Below are 18,816 nucleotides of genomic sequence, written 5' to 3'. Positions count from 1 at the left end.
ACGGCGCCGACGGGGTCGCCGCCGGAGAGGGGTCCGACGGGGCCGCCTCGCCGGCGGACGGCTCCCCCGCCACCGGGATCGGCGCGCTCGCCGCCACGCGCCGCGGGCGCGCCGGAGCGCTCCTGACCGGGCTCGTGATCGGGGGCGGGGCGATCGCGATCCAGGCCCTCGGGGTGATGGGCTCCGTGCGCGCCGTCAGCCAGACCTACGACAACGTCTTCCATCTCAACGCCGTGCGGCACATACTCCGCCTCGGCGACGCCTCCGCGTGGACCGTGGGCGGGATGACCGCCCTGCCGGGCGCGGAGCGCTTCTACCCCGCGCTGTGGCACCAGGCGGTCAGCCTCGTCGTGCAGCTCTCGGGCCAGGAGATCCCGCTGGCGAGCAACATGGTGATGCTGCTGCTGGGGGTCGTGGTGTGGCCGCTGGGGCTGATGGCCCTGGTGCGCACCTGCACGAGGTCGGGACCCGTCGGCTGGATGGCGGCGGGCGCCCTGGCCGGGATCTCCGGCGCCTTCCCCCTGTCGCTGATGGCCTTCGGGATCCTGCTGCCGTACTTCCTCAGCATGATCCTGATGCCGGTCCTGGTGATCATGCTGGTGCACCTGGCGGGCCTCGCCCCGGACTCCCCGCAGCACCTGCGCCCCTCCCAGCTGGCGGTGCTGCTGCCCGTGGTCTGCGTCGCGGCGGCGCTCTCCCACCCCCAGGCGGTGTTCGGCGGGATCGTGATCGGGCTGCCGCTGCTGGTGTGGGGATGCCTGGTCCGTCTCCACGAGCGCCGCGTCCACGGCCCGGGGCCGGCACGGCGGGTGCTGCCGCTCCTCCTGCTCACCCTCTCCGTCGCCGCCGCGACCGTGCCGGCCTGGCTGGTGCTGCGCCCCGCGGAGGCCGCCTCGTTCTGGACGCCGACCGCCACGCCGACCGAGGCCGTCGGCCAGACGCTCTCGCTGGCCGCGGACAAGAGCCCCACCTGGGTGCCGCTGGGCGTGGTGATGGTGGCCTGCCTCCTCGCGGTGCTGCTCGGCTCCCGCACCCGCTGGGTGCTGGTCCCCTGCGCGTCGGTGATGGCGATGTCGGTGATCACCCGCAGCGCACCGGAGGGGCAGCTGCGCTATCTCCTCACCGGCAACTGGTACAGCGACAACTTCCGCATCGTCGCGCTCCTGACCGTCGGGGCGATCCCCGTGCTCGCGCTCGGGATCGAGGTGATCCTCCGCCGCGCCGCCCGGGTGCTGCCCGTGCTGGGCGGGGCCGCCTCCCCGGCCGTCGCGGTCGCGGTGGTGCTCGCGCTGCTGGTCCCGAGCCTGCTCTCCCCGAGCGCCGTGGCATCCAGCCGCTACGCCGCCGCACAGTGGCAGACGGACCTGCTGCTCTCGGCCGACGAGCGGGAGCTGCTCGAGCGCCTGCCCGAGGTGGTGCCCGAGGACGCGGTGATCGCCACCAACGCCCTCAACGGCAGCTCCCTCGCCTACGCGCTCTCGGACCGCAAGGTGCTGAACACCTCCATGTCCTTCGAGGCGGAGCCGGAGGTGCACCTGCTGAACCGGGCGCTGGACGATGCGCGGACCGAGCCCGAGGTGTGCGATGCGGTCCACGAGCACGGCATCGAGTACGCGCTCGACTTCGGGCCGAAGGAGGTGGGGCCGGGCGCGGCGACCTACAAGGGGCTCAACGAGATCTCGCAGACCGGTGCCGCGGAGGTGGTGCTGCAGGTGGGCGAAGCGAAGCTGCTGCGCATGAAGCCCTGTCGGGGCACGGGCGCGGAGCGGCCGACCACCGACTGAGAGCGGCGGGTGCCGTCGACCGCGTGCGCGCGCGGGCGGTCAGCCCTGTCGGCCGTGTGGCGTCTCGCGACCGGCGGCCGCGGCCCACTGGTCCACGACCTCGTCGTCCGTCACCCCGGTGCCCGGGGCGTACTCGCGCGTGCCCGGCGCGTTCCCGTCGACCCAGCCGGTCGCGATCGGACCGGTGGAGGTGGGCACCGTGCCCCCGGAGCCGACGAGGGGATGGTTCGGGGTGCCGTACTGGATGAGCTTGACCCGTTCGAGCACGTCCTCCATGAGCACGCGGTTGGTACGCAGCAGGTCGGCGATGATCATCACCACGAAGGTCATGAACGAGCAGGTCAACAGCACGAGACCGAAGAGCAGCGACTGGATGTGGCCGCCGCCCTCGCCCATCAGCGCGAAGATCAGGAAGCGGATGAAGGGAACCAGGCCCACGACGCCGGTGATGGCGGCGAGCCACAGCAGCACGGCGTGGGGCTTGAACATCAGGTAGGCGCGCACGATCGCGGAGCCCGACTTCCACATGTGCTGGAAGATGTTGTTGAACAGCCGCGACTCGCGGGTCTTGGGGTTCGTGTCGATCGGGACCGAGGCGATGCGGAGGCGCTTGTTGCCCGCCTGGATGATCGTCTCCATGCAGTAGGAGAACTGCGTGATGACGTTCAGGCGCATCAGCGAGGCCTTGGAGTAGGCGCGGAAGCCGGAGGCGGCGTCGGGCAGCTCGGTCTCCGCGGCGATGTTCACGACCTGCGAGCCCACCTGCTGCATGACCTTCTTGAAGGGCGAGAAGTGGGCGATCTTCTTCGTCTGCCGGTCGGCGATGGCGATGTCCGCCTCGCCCGAGACCACGGGGGCGACGAGATCGGCGATACGCTCCTGCTTGTACTGATTGTCGCCGTCGGTGTTCACGACGATGTCGGCGCCGTGGGCGAGGGCGTAGTCCACGCCGTCGCGGAAGGAGCGGGCGAGCCCCATGTTGCGGGCATGGCGCACGAAGTGCGTGACACCGTGCTCCTTCGCCACCTCGACGGTGCGGTCGCTCGAGCCGTCGTCGATGATCAGCACCTCGACGGAGTCGACGCCGGGCAGCTCCTTGGGGATCGTGTCGAGCACCATCGGGAGCGTCTGCTCCTCGTTGAGGCAGGGGATCTGGACGAAGACCTTCATGGGGATATCACCTTGTCGTCGACGTGCCCGGACCCGGCCGGTCAACAGCCGCCGACGCCCCGGCGCTGCGCGGAACCGGCCCAGTGTATCCAGCGCCCCCTCGCCCACCCGGTAGCCGGCGTCACAGGCATGTCGTGAGACCTGCCACCGCTCGGCACCGCGGGCGGGGGCTCACGGCCCGACGGGCACCGCCACCGGGTCGAGCGCGCCATCGTCCGCGAGCTCGTCCTGCAGCGGCCCCGGCATCACCCAGACGTGATAGCCGTAGCTGTGCAGGTCGCTGATCATGCGGGCGCCGGCGTCGCTGCCCTCGGGCCAGATGTCACAGCCGAGGATGATCTGCGCCGTCGAGGTGTTGCGGTCCTTCGTGACGCCCATCGTGGTGGGGTGGATCCAGTAGGCGAGCTTGTTCTGCACCACGGCGTTGTTGCTGAGCCCGGGCGTGCAGGAGCGATCGAACTCGACGGTGATCTGTCCGTCGTGCTCCTCCTGGAGCCGGTTGATCTCGTCGGCGACGGCGGGGCGGCCGCCCTCGAGGCGCTGGAAGTGGTCGGTGGCGCGGGTGGCGTTCAGCGTGCCCGCCGCCGCGACCGCGAGGACCACCGCGGTGAGGATCGCCGTGGCGCGGCGGCCGCGTCGGCCGATGACCAGCAACGCCACGAGAAGCAGCAGCGGCGGGATGCTCGCCAGCAGCCAGAAGCGGTTATCGTTGGTCAGGCTCGGCACGAGCCCCCAGGCCCAGGTCTCCGTGGTCGCCTCCGGCAGGGCCCAGAAGAACGGCATGACCCCGGGGATGTGCGCGGGAGTGACGTATCCCCAGGTGGGGGCGTCGGGGGCGAGCCACAGCACGGTCACGCCGATGAGGGCGGCGGCGAGGCCGAGCGCCGGTGCCAGCACCCTGCGGGAGGCACCGCGGATCATCGCCGCCGCACCCACGGCCACCAGCAGACCCGTGGCGGGGTCGAGATAGCGGCCGTACAGCCAGGCGTCGAGCCGCCGCCAGGAAGCGAGGTACAGCCTGGACTCGCTCGCCCACTGCCCGACGGAGAGCACGGCCAGGCCCAGCAGCATCGCCGCGAGCAGGCAGGCGGGGCCGATCGAGCGGCCGTGCCGCAGCTCCCGCCACACCAGCACCAGGAGCACCACGAGCCCCACCGCGACCAGGCCGAGGCTGCCGGCGGTCTGCTCCCAGGCCTGCCCGACGATCGCCCGCAGGATGATCGACGGGCGGGACTCGAGCAGGTTCCCGAGCACCTTCTCGCCCTGGCTGAAGCCGCCGCCGAGGTACTGGTTCAGCCGCCCGCCGGACCAGAAGGCGAGGTAGCCCAGCGGCAGCGCGACCGCCAGTCCCGCGAGCGCGGCCCGCCACGAGCGGATCGCGAGTAGCAGCAGCCAGACCGCGCAGGCGATGAGCAGCACCACCGCGCGCGCATGGGTGGTGGTGAGCACCGCCGCGGCGAGGCCGAACACCAGCGCCCGCGGCACGGTGGGCTTCTCCCACAGCCGCAGTGCGGCGAGCATCGTGCAGGCCAGCGCCAGGAACAGCAGCTTCTCGCTGGTCACGTACCCGCTCTGGACGGCGCGGGCGGGCATCGCCATGACGAGGGACGCGACCACGACCGCCTGCGGCATGGTCAGGCCGAGGCGGGTGACGGCGCGGGCGAGCGGCCAGATCGTGGCGACGGCGACAACCACGCCGAGCGCGATCGCGGCCCGGTAGGCGACGGCGGGGTCCTCGGTGAACCACCAGATCGGCGCCATGACGACGCTCCAGGCCGGGAAATATCCGGCCCCGCGGGGCGGGGTGGTCATCCCGCCGCCTGCGAGGAACTTCGAGTACTGCAGTAGCACGACCTCGTCGAAGGCGAACGAGGGCGTCCTCGCTCCCCGCGCGAGGACGGCGTGCAGCACGACGACGAGCAGCACGCTCGCCGCCGCGCCCCACCGCCACAGCACGTCCGGGCCGCGCAGCAGCGCCGTGCGTCGGGAGACGGGAGCGGGCCCGGCCCCAGCGGCCCCGTCGGAGACCTCGGCGGTCAAGGTCTCGTCGTTCGGGGCCTCGTCGGTCGCGGGCTCAGTCCCGACGTCGGTATCGGGATCGGTCTCGGCCATGGGTGTCGTCGTCCCTCTCGTCGTCGACCGCACGCGGCGGTCCGGGGCGGGGCCGGGCGGACCCGGCGGCGGGTTCAGGCGGGGACAGCAGGCTAGGCGGTCAGTCGCGGAGTGCGGCGCGCTCCCTCACCAGCTCGGCGATGAGGTCGGCCTGCATCAGCGAGCGCTGCTTAACCTCCGGCAGGTGCTGGTCGAGCCTGCCCTGGACCTCCTCGCGTCGCGAGGAGAGCTCCTCGAAGCGCTCCCAGAGGTAGCTCGGCGTGAGCTGGTCGTGGCCGAAGGCCCACTCCTCGAGCTCGAACATCTCCAGCACCTCGCGGTACTTGTGGCTCCACCCGATCACCAGGGTCGGCACCGCCATCGCGAGCGACGAGACCATCGCGTGGAAACGGCTGGCCACGAACAGGTCGCAGCGCCCGATGAGGTGGCGCAGCTGCTGGGAGCTCAGCTCTCGGTCCACGAACAGCACGTCCTCGCCGGGCACCAGCAGATCGTTGATCCGGGTGCACAGCGGCAGGTCGTTGTTGTGGGTCTTCTCGGTGCCGGTGCGCACGGAGTGAGGCACCAGCAGCACCTTCTTCCCGTCCCGGCGCAGGCGCTCGATGAAAGCGATCTGCTGGCCGATGTAGTCCTCGCCGCGGGCCTCGACCTTCTTCTGCAGCACCACGGAGGGGCACACGCCCACCACGTCGCCGTCGGCGAAGAAGTCGAGGTCCACACCCGCCTCGCGCAGGCCCTGCTCCTCGGTGCCGTCCATCTCCAGGGAGAAGGCGTAATCGGCGCCCGCGACGAGGTTCGTCAGGCCCAGGCCCTCGGCGAACTCGTGGGTGATACGGCCACGGGTCACGAGGGTCTGCGCCTTGGGCAGGAAGATCTTCGAGACGATGCGGTTGATCGGGTTCTTGAAGGGGCCCACGGCCTGGGCGCACTTGAACACCGGGGTGTGCAGGTTCAGCGCCGGGAGGATCGAGGCGACGTTGTAGAGCAGGAACTTCTCGCGGCCGTCGGTGAAGGTGATGCCGCCCTGGTCCAGCAGCACGTCGCTGTCAGCGAGAGCGCGGATCGCCGGGTGGCGGCGCAGAAGGCCGCGCAGCGGGGGCAGCAGCCGGTAGGCGAGCGCGAGGGAGTTGATGGTGACGCCGAGGGTCTTGGGGTCCGCGGCGACGACCTCGAGGTTCGGGTACGGGTTCTGGGCCCGGTCCTCCTCGGGGTACATGCTCAGCAACGTGAACTGGACCTCGCCGAGACGCTCGCCGAGGGTCTGCACGGCGCTCTCGAGCATGGCGGCGGCGCCCTTGTTGCCGGACAGCGCGGAGCCGATGACGGTGATGCGGTGGGTGCTCATGGACGGATCTCCTGGGGGATGGTGCGTCGGACGATGAGATAGATCGCGGCGACGACGGCATCGCCGATCGTCGCCAGGAGGCGGGAGAGGAGGCTGATGACGATCGCCTCCGGGGCGGGGATGTACTGGCTGAGGACCAGCACGATCACGGCCTCGCGCACCCCGAGCCCGCTGGGCACGAGGATCGCGAGGAGACCGACAGCACCCGCAAGGGCGTAGGTCGTCGCGAAAGGCAGCCAATGCGCGGGCGTGATATCACTGACCGTGGCGGCGATCAGCACGAAGCCAACCCCGTTGATCGCACGGGGAAGCAAAAACTCAACAGCGGCAAATGTGGCGCGGCGGCTGGTCAGGAAGTATTCCGCCGGTACAGTCCGCTTGAGGATACGTCGGAGCGGAATATTCAGGAGCCGACGGAACGTGGGTGCGTGAACCACCGCGGCAGCGGGGATCAACACCAGCAATGGAGCGACCATCAGCGTGAAGTTCTCCCCAAGGATCCCCGGACCGAGACTCACTAGGAGCACCACCAGCGCCGGGACGATCGAGGCGATCAGCAGGAAGACATGCTCGTAGACGAAGCTGATCAGGACGAGAGTTCGACTGATCCCCTTCTTCCCGGCCCACAGCACCTTGTTCGTCACCGAGCCCACCTGCCCGGGGATGTATTTCAGCACCCAAGACAAGCACTGCACTGCGACTGCCTCGCTGGAGGAGACGCGCACGCTCGGGTCGAGCCAACGGATGATGCGCCCCCAAGCGGATCCAGTCACCGCGACCGCGGCGGCGAAGCAGGCCGTGGCAAGCAGCCACCAAGGACTGAACCGTAAGTTCTCGGCACGCAGATCGGCCCAATTTTCGGCGAGCGTTAGCGCAAAGAACATTCCGACAACAGCGATCACCAGCACCGTCACGGTCCAACGAAGAGCACGGCGTACCGTCAAGCCTCCCCGCGCAACCGGCTTGGATTCGCCGTTGGCGAATGAGGAGCTATCAGTCATATCAGTCGTTGAACCTCCGGCAAATGCATCGTCTCGAATCGCACGATCGACTGGATCCCAATACCATCACAACACATACGGGCAATAAGTTACACGGAGCACCGTTCGGCGTCGACACATTGCCCCCCATCGAGCCACCCGACCAAATGTTGCGCTAACTTCGTCCTGTCGGCAACCCACACCCCCAAGTGAAATCCACAACAGGTCTCATTCGCCATAAAAATACAAGGCAATTCACGCCACGCGCTCTTCCACACCCTCGGAGCGCAGCTACAGCAATAGAGTTCGCGAGCAAAGGGCGCTCTAACCATCGTGGATTCGTCGGAGACTGTTAGCTCGTCAGCAAATACGCGGCGCGAACTAGCCGCCTCGAAGGAAACCTTGCCACGAGGCCCGCGCCCCGCTACCCGCACCACCTTATCCGAGAACTCGATTGAACCGGCAACGCCGGAGCTAGCAGCACCGTACGGCCGCAACGAAGCCGCAGTCCGCACCGCAACACCAGAAAGACTCCCTTTCGCCCCGGCGTACGCGATGCGGGCAACATTCTTGTCGCAACACCATTTCGACCCCCTTTGCAAAATGGAGATCTTCCCACTACGATAGAAGGCCATCTCCATCGAGAACACACAAGAACGGCAGACTTGATTGGAGACGAAAAGCTCCGCAAACTCTTGACCCACTGCCTCAGGAGTGCTCCGGAAACCGGTGATCGCGAAGGTATTTTCTGCAACCTTCTTCAGCCGGTCGAGCACAGGGCCTCCCAGGAGTGATGGTCAGGTGGATGCGCCCTCCCCCGCGGAGCACGGAGCGGCGCCCCGGGCGGGAGCTCCGGGTGCCTCCACCCGGCGACGCGCACCGCGGACGATTGTACCCGCGCCCCGGTCGGGGCCCGGAGGGCGTGCGGATAGACTGCCGCGAGTCCGCCGCCCCTGTCGACCCCTGGAGGGAATGCCGTGTCCGAGGCCATTCCCGGAGCCGCCCCTCCCCGCGGTCTGCGCCCCTCGCGCGTGAGCCCGCACACGGGCTCCGGCACCCACCGCCGCGCCGACGGGACCTCCGTCACCGTGCTGCGCTCCTGGTGGTGGTGGGTGGCCGCGGCGATCGCGGTGGGCGCCTGCATCTACCTCCACTGGGAGATCAGCCGCTCGGCGATCGCGCCCCGCACTCCGTGGGACGAGATCCACCCCCTGGAGACCGCCCGGTATCTCGCTGGCGACCACGAGGTGATGCCCCTCTCCGGCAGCGGCTACTACCCGGGCTGGGCGCTGATGCTCGCCCCGCTGTGGTGGTTCACCGACGATCCCGAGCGGCTCTACCAGCTCGCGGTGCTGATCGGAAACGTGCTGGCCGTCGCCACGATCGCCCCGTTGACCCTGCTTGCACGCCGCATGGGCCTCCCCGTCGCGCCGGCGCTCACCGTCTCCGCGCTGGCCCTCTGCCTCCCCGGCAGGACGGTGCTGGCGGACTACGCCCTCAGCGAGCAGGCGATCCTCTTCGTGCTGGCCTGGACGGTGCTGGCGATGCATGCGCTGTGGCGGCGCCCCACGGTGCTGCGCACGGTGGTGTTCGTGCTCTGCGTGGCGGCCTGCTACCTCACGCACTCCCGCGAGCTGGCCCTGGTGGCCACCGCCGGGGTGTGGCTGGCGCTGATGGCGGTGCGCCACTGGCGGGTAGCGGCGGTGGGGCTACCGCTGCTGGCCGTGACGAGCATCGCAGTGCGGCGGTTCTCCGCCCATGTGCTCGACGCCACCCTCCTGGGCGGCAGCGGCGGCAAGGAGGACCTGCTGGGCCAGGTCTTCGAGAACGGCTCCGCGGGACTCTTCACCAGGGCGCTGCTGAACCAGAGCTGGGCGCAGGCGGTGGGGACCGCGGGGCTGGCCGCGATCGGCGCCGTGGTGGTGACGGCGTGGGCGGTGCACGAGCTGCGGCGATGGCGGATCGGACCCGGGGTGTTCCTGCTGGGCACGTGCCTGTCCGCGCTGCTGCTGAGCGCCGTGTGGTGGACCCGGCCGGACTTCCTCTGGGCCGGGGACGGCTACGTGCGGCTGGACGTGTGGATCTACACCCGATACGTGGACCACGTCGCGACCCTGCTGGTGCTGGTGGCGCTCGTGGCGCTGGTGCGAGGGCTGCGGCGCGGCCCGCTGCTCGCGGCACTGGGACTCTTCGCCGCGGTGGCGCTGCCGGTGGTGCTGTGGGTCGCGAAGGACGTCGCCCTGTGGGGCGCGCTCGACGGCCCCGGCAACTCCTCGGCGCTGCTGAGCTGGGTCTCGATGTTTCCCACCGAGCCGTTCCCGCTCCCCCAGCAGCCCACCGCCGGCAACGAGAACAGGTTCTGGGTGTGGGCCTCGCTGTTCGGGGCGGCCGCGCTGCTGTCCACCCTGCTGCTGCGCCGTGCCCCGCGCGTGCTGATCGCCCTGCTGCTCGCCACCGCCGTGACCCTCTCGCTGCAGGCGGATCCCTCGCAGCGGCGGGACGCCCCGGTGGCGATCGAGCAGGCCGTGGAGCGGGTCGAGGCGGTCACCGGCCAGCAGGCGGAGGTGGACATGGACTACTCTTGCAGCGGCCCGGGGCTGACCCGCTACCAGGTGATGAACTGGCTGGGCTTCTGGCTGTCCCCGCGGGACGTCGACCTCGCCGATCCGCCGCAGGGCACCCCGTTCGACTCCGAGTACGTGGTCTCCTGCGCGGACTGGCCGGAGGCGGCGGAGCTCGGGGCTCTGCGGGTGAGCGACAGCGGGTACTACGGCTATGCCCTGTGGGTGCTGCCCGGGGAGGAGCAGGCCGCGCTCGAGGAGGCGGGACTGCTGGACAGTTGAGATCACCCGCCGGCCCCAGCGCACCGCAGGGCCCTCTGCCCAACCCGTCCCCACCGATCCTCGCAGGAGCTCCTGAGTGACCACACCCGAGCCCGTCCCCACGCACGGGGGCGCCCGGCGCAGCCCGGCCCCCGTGCCTCGCGTCCCCGGCACCGCCCGCCATCGCCGCGACGAGACGGCGGCGCGCACGGTCCCGCCCGTGACCGGCACGGCCCGTGGGGACGCCCTGTGGTGGTTGATCGCTGTCGCCGCCGTGCTGGCGTGCACCTGGCTGTACTGGAACATCGCCCAGTCCGCCCTCGCCCCGCGCACCCCCTGGGACGAGGGGCACCCGATGCAGACGGCGCGCTGGATCGCGGGCGAGCGCGGGCTCACGCCGGTCTCCGGCTCCGGCTACTACCCCGGCTGGGCGGTGATGATCGCTCCGGTGTGGTGGTTCACCGACGACGCGTATGCCGTGTACACCGCCGCCGTGTGGATCGGGAACCTGCTGGCGCTGGCCACGATCGCGCCGCTGGCCGCGATCGCGCGCCGCTTCGGGGTGTCCTGGCCGCAGGGGATCGCGATCTCCGCGGTGGTGATGATGTTCCCGGGCCGCTCCCTGCTGGCGGACTACGCGCTCAGCGAGCAGCCGCTGATGCTGTTCTACGCGCTCACCGCCCTGGCCGTGCACCGTCTGTGGGAGAAGCCCAGCTGGGGCCGGGCCGCCGCGCTGTTGGCCGCGGCGACCGGCGCGTTCTTCATCCATTCCCGCGCGCTGGCGCTGCTGGGGACGGTCGCGATCTGGTTCCTGTGCTTCTGCCTGCGCAACTGGCGGATCGGCCTGGCCGGCGCCGCGGGGGCGGTGCTGGTCTGGCGGGTGGTGGGCCCGCTCGCCGAGGCGCTCGCGGAGACGGTGCTGCTGCGCGGCTACGGCAAGGAGGACGTGCTGCTCCAGGGGCTCGAGAGCGCCTCGCTGGACCTGTTCGGCAAGGTGGTGCTGAGCCAGGGGTGGGTGCAGGCCCTGGGGTACCTGGGGCTCACCGTGGTGGGCGCGCTGATCGTCGCCCTGTCCACGGTGGAGGAGCTGCGCCGCCTGCGCCCGGGGATCCACACCTTCTACCTCGGCCTGGCGCTGTCGGCGTTCCTCATGAGCACCATCTGGTGGACCCGGGGCTATCTGCTGCTGCCGCCCGACGGGGGCCGCCGCTTCGACGCCTGGGTGTACTCCCGCTACCTGGACAACATCGGCGCGATCCTCTCGGTGATCGCGCTGGCGTACCTGCTGCGCCAGGCCTCGGCACGCCTGGTGGGCCTCAGCGCCCTGCTGTTCGTGCCCTGGGCCGCGCTGGTGGTGTTCTGGGTGGCGCCGAGCGTGCCGGTGTGGGGCTCCACGAACGGCCCGGCGAACGCCTCCTCGGTGCTCGCGTGGGCGGGACTGTTCCCGGAGGAGCCCTTCACCACGCCGCTGGTGCCGAGCCTGGCGAACCAGAACAGCTTCTGGCTGTGGGCCACGCTCGCCGTCCTGGTCTCCCTGGGCGTGCTGGCGCTGACGGTGCGCCGCCCGCGGGCGATGGTGGTGCTGGTGGGGATCGCGGCACTGGCCACGTCCCTGGTGGCGGATCCGGATCAGACCCGTTACCCGCCGCGGAACATGATCGCGGCGGTGGAGTCCGTGGAGCAGGCCACCGGGCAGGAGCGGATGGCGCTGGACTTCGACTACGGCTGCCCGCCGGAGCACGGCCCGAACCGGGCCGTGGCGCTGAACTCGATCGCGGTGTGGATGTCGCCCCGTAACCCTCACGTGGTGGAGACGCAGAAGGACGAGGAGTTCACCGCGGATCTGGTGATGTCCTGCGAGCACTGGGAGCGGGCCGAGGAGCTGGGGGCGCGCGCCGTGGTGGGCCGCCCCAGCTACGGCTACCGCATCTGGGTGCTGCCCGGCGCGGTGCAGGACGAGCTGGCGCAGCAGGGGCTGCTCGAGGTCGCGGAGTGATCCTGGCCGTGCCCCGTCCCTGACCGGCCACGGCGCGGGACGGGGCTTGTATCCTCCCCTCATGAGAATCAGCACCATCGGTTGTGGGTATTTGGGCGCGGTCTACGCCGCGTCGATGGCGTCGATCGGGCACGAGGTCCTGGGCCTGGACGTCGATCAGAAGAAGGTCGACGACCTCAACCGGGGCATCGCCCCGTTCCACGAGCCCGGCTTCGAGAAGGTGCTCCAGGACGCCCTCGAGGCCGGCCGCCTCCGCTTCTCCACCGACTACTCCCTCGCCGCCGACTACACCGCCCATGTGATCTGCGTGGGCACCCCGCAGCTGATCGACGCCGCCGGCGCCGATCTCACCTACGTCCACGCCGCGGTCGATGCCCTGATCCCCTATCTCGCCGAGGACGCCGTGGTGCTGGGGCGCTCCACCGTCCCGGTGGGCACCGCCGCCTCGCTGCGTGAGCGCCTGCGCGCCGCCGGCCGCGAGAACGCGCTGGCCTGGAACCCGGAGTTCCTGCGCGAGGGCTTCGCCGTGGAGGACACCCTGCGCCCGGACCGCATCGTCTACGGCCTGCCCGAGGATCCCGCTGAGTCCGCCCGTGCCCGCGCGGTGCTCGACGAGATGTACGGCACGATGCTGGAGAACGGCACCCCGCTGGTGGCGGGCAACTACGCCACCGCGGAGCTGGTGAAGGTCTCCGCGAACTCGTTCCTGGCCACGAAGATCTCCTTCATCAACGCCGTGGCGGAGATCTGCGAGGCCACCGGGGCGGACGTCTCCGTCGTCGCCGAGGCGATCGGCCTGGACGACCGCATCGGCCCGAAGTTCCTGCGCGCCGGGATCGGCTTCGGCGGCGGCTGCCTGCCCAAGGACATCCGCGCCTTCATGGCCCGCGCCGGCGAGCTCGGCGTCACCGAGGCGCTCGGCTTCCTGCGCGAGGTGGACCACGTCAACAACCGCCGCCGCGACCACGTGGTGAACATGGCACGCAAGGAGCTCGGCGGCAGCTTCACCGGCAAGCGCGTGGCCGTGCTCGGCGCCGCGTTCAAGCCGGACTCCGACGACACCCGCCAGTCCCCCGCCCTGTACATCGCCTCGAAGATCTCCGGCCGCGGCGCCGATGTCGTGGTCACGGACCCGGCGGCGAACGCCCGCGTCCACGCCGAGCGCCCGAACCTCGCCATCGCGGCCGACGCCTACGAGGCCGCCGCCGGCGCGGACATCGTGCTGCTGCTGACGGAGTGGACGCAGTTCAAGGAGCTGGACCCGGTACGGCTGCGGGAGGTCGTGGCCGCGCCCGTCATGATCGACGGCCGCAACGTCCTGGACCCGGCCGCCTGGCGCGAGGCCGGCTGGACCTACCTCTCCATGGGTCGTCCCTGACGTCCTCCCCGGGTGCGCGACTCCGAGCAGGGACGGACCCCGGCCGACGAGCTCTCCGACTGGGTCCAGGACCCGGTCGACGAGCCCGTCGGCCGCTCCTCGCGTCCCCGCACCCGGCTCGAGGACTGGCTCGCCGAGCCGGCGCCCGCGCGCAGCACCACCCTGGAGGACTGGCTGCAGGGACCGGTGGAGGAGTACGCCGAGCAGGAGGCGGAGGACGCCTGGTCCACCGGTGAGTCCGTCTCGGGGGCGACCGCCGCCGGCCGCTACGGCCGGCCCAGACCGGCCGACGAGGCCCCGGGGACCGACGGGAGCGCGCCCTCGCAGCCGGCCCGGAGCGACGGCCGCCGGCAGCGCCCCGCCTTCCGCGCCGAGCTGCACGGCCTGCGGGCGGTGGCGCTGGGCCTGGTCGCGGTCTACCACGTCTGGCTCGGGCGGGTCTCCGGCGGCGTGGACGTCTTCCTGTTCCTCTCCGCCTTCTTCCTCACCGGCACCTTCGTGCGCCGGCTCGAGAGCGGCCGCCCCCTGCGGATCCCGCACTACTGGCTGCACACCTTCAAGCGCCTGCTGCCGCCCGCGGCGGTGACGATCCTGCTCGTGCTCGCGGGCACCGCCGTGCTGCTGCCGCCCTCGCAGTGGGTCACGGTGATGGAGCAGGCGGTCGCCTCGGCGGTCTACCTGCAGAACCTGCTGCTGGCGGTGCTGCAGGTCGACTACCAGAACCAGGACGCCGGCGCCGCGTCCCCGCTGCAGCACTTCTGGTCCCTGAGCGTCCAGGGCCAGGCCTTCGTGGTCTGGCCGCTGCTGTTCCTGCTGGTGCGGCGCCGGGCCCGGGCCGGCAGCTCGGTGCGCCTGCCGCTGATCGCGATCGTCTCCGTGATCGGAGCGGCCTCGCTCGTCTGGTCGATCCTCTCCACCCAGTCCCAGCAGCAGATCGCGTACTTCGACACGGCCGCGCGGATGTGGGAGTTCGCGGCCGGCTCGCTGCTGGCGCTCACCCTGCCGCTGTTGGACCGGATCAGCGGCGCTCAGCGCCCGGAGGACGCCCAGCGCCCCCGCTTCGGCACGGCGAGGGCGCTGCTGGGCTGGGCGGGGATCGCCTCCCTCCTCGCCGTCGGGGTGCTGGTGGACGTCTCCTCCCTCTTCCCGGGCTGGATCGCGCTGTGGCCGCTGGCGGCGGCGGGCGCGGTCGTGGTCGCGGGGCACTCGGGCCGGCGCTGGGGCGCGGACGCACTGCTGTCCACGCGCCCGGCCGCCTTCGTCGGCGACATCTCCTACGCCCTCTACCTGGTGCACTGGCCGCTGCTGGTGATGTGGCTGCATCACAGCGGGCAGGAGCGGGCGGGGCTGCTGGACGGCCTCGCGGTGCTCACCGCCTCGGTGCTGCTGGCCTGGGCGCTGACCCGCCTGGTGGACGCGCCGATCCGCCGCTCGGCGTGGCTGGAGGCACGGCCCTGGCGGTCCCTGACCGCGATCGCGCTGAGCGTCGCCCTGGTGGCCGGGACCGCCGGGGCCTGGTCCCGCTCGCTGACCCGCGAGGTCGAGCCGGACCCCGCCGCGACGGCCTCCCCGGCCCTGCCCACCGACGAGGTGCCCTCCGAGACGCCGCCGGAGGTGCTCCCCCGCGGCTGGGAGCTGAACGCCCAGTGGCCGGCGCTGCCGGAGGACTGCTCCGGGCCGTGGGAGCCGGCCACCGAGTTCCGCCACGTCCCCTGCGACCAGCTCCTGCCCGCCGATGCGGAGCCCGCCGGGGTGGTGGTGGTGCTCGGCAGCTCCCACGCCCGCCAGTACGTCCCCGCGCTGCTGCCCTGGGCGGAGGAGCACGACCTGCAGATCGTGAACCTGCACATGGACGGTTGCGACTTCGCGCCCGGCTCCGTGCGCGGCGAGTACTGCGACGGCTACGACGAGTACGCGCTGGAGTACCTCGACGCCGTGCAGCCGGACGTGGTGCTGACCACCTCGACCCGCACCTCCCCCGAGGGCCCCGAGGAGACGATGCCCGAGGGCATGGGCAATGCGGTCGAGATCCTCACCGCCCGCGGCATCGACGTGATCAGCGTCCGCGACAACCCGCGCTGGGAGGAGAACGCGTACTCCTGCGCGGAGGCCGTGATCACCGAGGGCGGCACGCCCGAGGAGGCCGATGCGGCCTGCGGCGCGGACGCCGCGGAGAAGCTCGCGCCCGAGAGCCCCGCGGCCGGGCTCGTCGCCGCGGAGGGCGGAGGCACCCTGACCTCGCTCGACTTCAGCCCGCTGACCTGTCCCGACGGCCGCTGCTCCCCCGTCCTCGGCGACAGCTACGTGTACCTCGACGACGACCACCTCACCAAGCGCTTCGTCCAGCAGGTCATCACCCCGGCGATGACGGAGGCGCTCGAGGGCCCGGACGGCCCCGGCAGCATCCGCGACGCCGGCTGAGGACCCGGCGCCCGGCCCATCGGGCGGCCTGCCCGGCCCGATGGACGCCCGCGCGCCCGGTCGGCCGCCCGCCCTCCCCGTCGGCCGCCGGCCCTCCCCGTCGGCCGCCCGCGCCGGATGGTTCAATGACGGGGTGATGTCGTTCTCCGCCGCCTCCCCCTCGCCCCGCGCCCGTGCCGCCGCCCTCGACCTCGGCGCCTTCGTCACCGCCTCCCCCTCGAGCTTCCACGCCGCCCGCGAGGCGGCCCGACGCCTCGCGGAGGCCGGCTTCACCGAGCTGGTCGAGACCGCGGCCTGGTCGGTCGAGGACGTCGCGGGCGACCGCTACGTGCTGCGCGACGGCTCGCTGATCGCCTGGACCGCCCCCGCGGGCGCGGACGCGGCAAGCACTTTCCGCATCGTCGGCTCCCACACCGACTCCCCCGGCCTGAAGGTCAAGCCCGATCCCCGCCTCGGCGCGGAGGGCCTCGCCCAGGTGGGCGTGGAGATCTACGGCGGCCCGCTGCTGAACTCCTGGCTGGACAGGGAGCTGCGCCTCGCGGGCCGGCTCGCACTGGCCGACGGCACGACCGTGCTCGTGGACACCCCCGGCCTGCTGCGCGTCCCGCAGCTCGCGGTGCACCTGGACCGCGCGGTGAACAAGGACGGCCTGACCCTGGACCCGCAGCGGCACATGCAGCCGATCCTCGGCTTCGAGGGCGTGGACGTGCTGGAGATCCTCGCCCACCACGCCGGGGTGCGCCGCGCCGACGTGGTCGGCCTCGACGTGGTGACGGTGGACGCGCAGGCCCCGGCGCTCTTCGGCGCCGACGAGGAGTTCCTCGCCTCCGGCCGACTGGACAACCTCACCTCCGTGCACGCCGAGGTCGAGGCGCTGCTCGCCGTCGCCGCCGGCGAGCGCCCCGCCAGGGCCGACGGGCCCGCCCCGATCGCGCTGGTGGTCGCCAACGACCACGAGGAGGTCGGCTCCGCGACCCGCTCCGGCGCCGCCGGCCCCTTCCTCGAGGACGTGCTGGTGCGCGTCCACGCCGCGCTCGGCGGCGACGAGGCGAGCCGCCGGCAGGTCCTCGCCTCCTCGCTCGTCCTCTCCGCGGACGCCGGCCACGCCGCCCACCCGAACTATCCCGAGCGCCACGACCCCGTGAACCGACCCCGGCTGGGCGAGGGCCCGATGCTGAAGATCAACGCGCAGCAGCGGTACGCGACCGACGCCGTCGGCATCGCCGCCTTCGTCGCCGCCTGCGAGCGGGCCGGCGTCCCGCACCAGCACTTCGTCTCGCACAACGCCATGCCCTGCGGCTCCACGATCGGTCCGATCACCGCCACGCGCCTGGGCATGACGACCATCGACGTGGGCATCACGCTGCTGTCGATGCACTCCGCCCGCGAGATGTGCGCGACCGCGGACCCGCTGCTGCTGCAGCAGGCCTGCGCGGCGTTCCTGCGCGGCTGAGCCGCCGCCCCTCTCCCCCGCTCGTGGTCCCCGCGCTGGCGCTGGGCGGACGGCATCGACGTCGTCGCGCTGCGGGAGACGCCCCGCCTGCGCGAGGACCCGATCGCCTGCCTCGAGGCCGGCCGCTCCGTCGAGGACTGCACCGAGCCGCTGCGCCGCGATCTCCTGCCGGCCGAGCGCACCGATGCGGCGCGGCTGGAGAAGCTCGCGGACCCCGGCGAGGGCGAGGTGCTCGGGCTCGACCTGCTCCCGGCGGTCTGCCCCGCGGAGGAGTGCCCGCCGCTGATCGGGAACGTCCACGTCATGTTCGACCAGGACCGCACGACGGCGACCTGCGGGGAGGCGGACCGGCAGCTCGCGGAGGCGGGCTCCCCCTGGTGAGCCTGCCCCGGGCGCTCAGCCCTGCGGGGCGCTCCCCGCGCGCTGCGCGATCGCCTCGACCGTCTCGACCGCGGCGCGGGCCCGGACGGTCGCCTCGTGCTCCTCGCCGTGCTCGCGCCGCGCGTCCTTGAGCAGCTCGTCGGCCTGGTAGTAGGCGTCCTCGAGCTGGTCCGCCTCGGCCGTGGCCTCGGCGAGCTCGGCGCGCAGCGCGATCGCCTCGGGCGTCGTCGACTCGCCCTCCTCGAGCAGGGTCAGGAGGCGACGGGTGGCGTCGTGGACGCGCTCGGCCGGGGTGCTCATCAGGGATCTCCTCGTGCGGTGGGGGGCTCGACCCCGATCCTACGGGCGACTGCCCCGGGGCCGGGCCCGGCGGGCGACCGCCCCGAGCGGCAGTAGGCTGACCACGAGATGGAGATCAACCCCTACGACTCGCGTCTGCGCATGCTGCAGCAGATCGACACCGTCGCGATGCAGCGCGAGGCGGCTCCCGACGAGGAGACCGCCGGCTGTCCGGGGTGCCCGTTCTTCTGGACCTGCCCGGTGCCGCACCGCGGGGAGGAGGTCCGCGTCCCGCAGGAGCCGGCGGCGGCCGAGGTCGAGGAGCTCCTGCCGGGCCGTCGCCCCTTCGTGCCCCGGGACGAGTCCGACGTCGGCTGGACCGACGTGTGGGTCGACGAGGACGGCCTGCGGATCGACCCCGAGGAGCTCGAGCAGCCCGAGCCGGCGCAGGAGCTGGAGCCGTCCGTGGAGTCCGCGCCGCCGCTGGAGCCGTCCGCGGAGTCCGCGCCGCCGCAGGAGGAGCCTGCGCGCCGTCGCCGCTGGTGGAGGCGCTCCCGGGGCTGAACGACGCGCCGCGGTCCAGGCCCCGGGAGGCTCAGCCCTCGGCGTCGTGCCCGGCCGGGCAGCCCCTGCCGCGCAGGGTCCGCCGGGCGAGCTCCGCGCCGGTGGGCCGGCCGCCGACGGCGAGGGCGGCC

13 protein-coding genes are annotated in these 18,816 nt (G+C 72.0%); 8 read left to right on the top strand and 5 right to left on the bottom strand.

Annotation, left to right across the window (positions count from 1 at the left end; all coding sequences use genetic code 11):
* A partial coding sequence (locus L3K22_RS15850) for a DUF6541 family protein (RefSeq protein ID WP_263312246.1) occupies positions 1 to 1,784 on the top strand: 1,784 nt, incomplete at its 5' end.
* Positions 1,785 to 1,823: 39 nt separating this feature from the next.
* On the opposite strand, the gene L3K22_RS15845 is transcribed toward L3K22_RS15850, so the two are convergent.
* The 4 genes from L3K22_RS15845 to L3K22_RS15830 all read right to left on the bottom strand — a co-directional run bounded on the left by L3K22_RS15845 (position 1,824) and on the right by L3K22_RS15830 (position 7,412).
* Positions 1,824 to 2,954 carry a glycosyltransferase family 2 protein gene (locus L3K22_RS15845; protein WP_263312245.1) on the bottom strand — a complete coding sequence of 377 codons (1,131 nt, stop codon included), beginning with the start codon at positions 2,952 to 2,954 and terminating at the stop codon, positions 1,824 to 1,826.
* A gap of 171 nt (positions 2,955 to 3,125) precedes the next feature.
* Complete coding sequence (locus L3K22_RS15840) at positions 3,126 to 5,066, bottom strand: glycosyltransferase family protein (protein WP_263312244.1); 1,941 nt, start codon at positions 5,064 to 5,066, stop codon at positions 3,126 to 3,128.
* 100 nt (positions 5,067 to 5,166) lie between these two features.
* Positions 5,167 to 6,411 (bottom strand): polysaccharide pyruvyl transferase family protein, encoded by a 1,245-nt coding sequence (locus L3K22_RS15835; protein WP_263312243.1) that lies wholly within the window; start codon positions 6,409 to 6,411, stop codon positions 5,167 to 5,169.
* Positions 6,408 to 7,412, bottom strand: a complete 1,005-nt coding sequence (locus L3K22_RS15830) for a lysylphosphatidylglycerol synthase domain-containing protein (protein ID WP_263312242.1) — start codon at positions 7,410 to 7,412, stop codon at positions 6,408 to 6,410. The genes L3K22_RS15835 and L3K22_RS15830 overlap by 4 nt, the downstream gene beginning before the upstream one ends.
* A gap of 1,010 nt (positions 7,413 to 8,422) precedes the next feature.
* Here L3K22_RS15830 and L3K22_RS15825 point away from each other — a divergent pair.
* The 6 genes from L3K22_RS15825 to L3K22_RS15800 all read left to right on the top strand — a co-directional run bounded on the left by L3K22_RS15825 (position 8,423) and on the right by L3K22_RS15800 (position 17,842).
* Positions 8,423 to 10,234, top strand: coding sequence for a hypothetical protein (locus L3K22_RS15825; protein ID WP_263312241.1), 1,812 nt, complete (start codon positions 8,423 to 8,425; stop codon positions 10,232 to 10,234).
* Between the two features lie 76 nt (positions 10,235 to 10,310).
* Complete coding sequence (locus tag L3K22_RS15820; protein ID WP_263312240.1) at positions 10,311 to 12,209, top strand: hypothetical protein; 1,899 nt, start codon at positions 10,311 to 10,313, stop codon at positions 12,207 to 12,209.
* A 61-nt stretch (positions 12,210 to 12,270) separates the two neighbouring features.
* Positions 12,271 to 13,587, top strand: coding sequence for a UDP-glucose dehydrogenase family protein (locus tag L3K22_RS15815; RefSeq protein ID WP_263312239.1), 1,317 nt, complete (start codon positions 12,271 to 12,273; stop codon positions 13,585 to 13,587).
* 12 nt (positions 13,588 to 13,599) lie between these two features.
* A complete protein-coding gene (locus L3K22_RS15810) occupies positions 13,600 to 16,008 on the top strand; it encodes an acyltransferase family protein (RefSeq protein WP_263312238.1) in 2,409 nt (802 codons plus the stop codon).
* Between the two features lie 136 nt (positions 16,009 to 16,144).
* A complete protein-coding gene (locus L3K22_RS15805; RefSeq protein ID WP_263312237.1) occupies positions 16,145 to 17,461 on the top strand; it encodes a M18 family aminopeptidase in 1,317 nt (438 codons plus the stop codon).
* 228 nt (positions 17,462 to 17,689) lie between these two features.
* A complete protein-coding gene (locus L3K22_RS15800) occupies positions 17,690 to 17,842 on the top strand; it encodes a hypothetical protein (protein ID WP_263312236.1) in 153 nt (50 codons plus the stop codon).
* A 15-nt stretch (positions 17,843 to 17,857) separates the two neighbouring features.
* Here the strand turns inward: L3K22_RS15800 and L3K22_RS15795 are convergent, their stop codons facing one another.
* Positions 17,858 to 18,142 carry a hypothetical protein gene (locus tag L3K22_RS15795; RefSeq protein ID WP_263312235.1) on the bottom strand — a complete coding sequence of 95 codons (285 nt, stop codon included), beginning with the start codon at positions 18,140 to 18,142 and terminating at the stop codon, positions 17,858 to 17,860.
* A 108-nt stretch (positions 18,143 to 18,250) separates the two neighbouring features.
* Here L3K22_RS15795 and L3K22_RS15790 point away from each other — a divergent pair, with 108 nt between their 5' ends.
* Positions 18,251 to 18,685 carry a hypothetical protein gene (locus tag L3K22_RS15790; RefSeq protein ID WP_263312234.1) on the top strand — a complete coding sequence of 145 codons (435 nt, stop codon included), beginning with the start codon at positions 18,251 to 18,253 and terminating at the stop codon, positions 18,683 to 18,685.
* Positions 18,686 to 18,816: the final 131 nt, after the last annotated feature.

This window comes from Brachybacterium atlanticum (assembly GCF_025669985.1).
GTDB lineage: Bacteria > Actinomycetota > Actinomycetes > Actinomycetales > Dermabacteraceae > Brachybacterium > Brachybacterium conglomeratum.
This window is presented reverse-complemented; position numbering and strand designations above follow the sequence as displayed.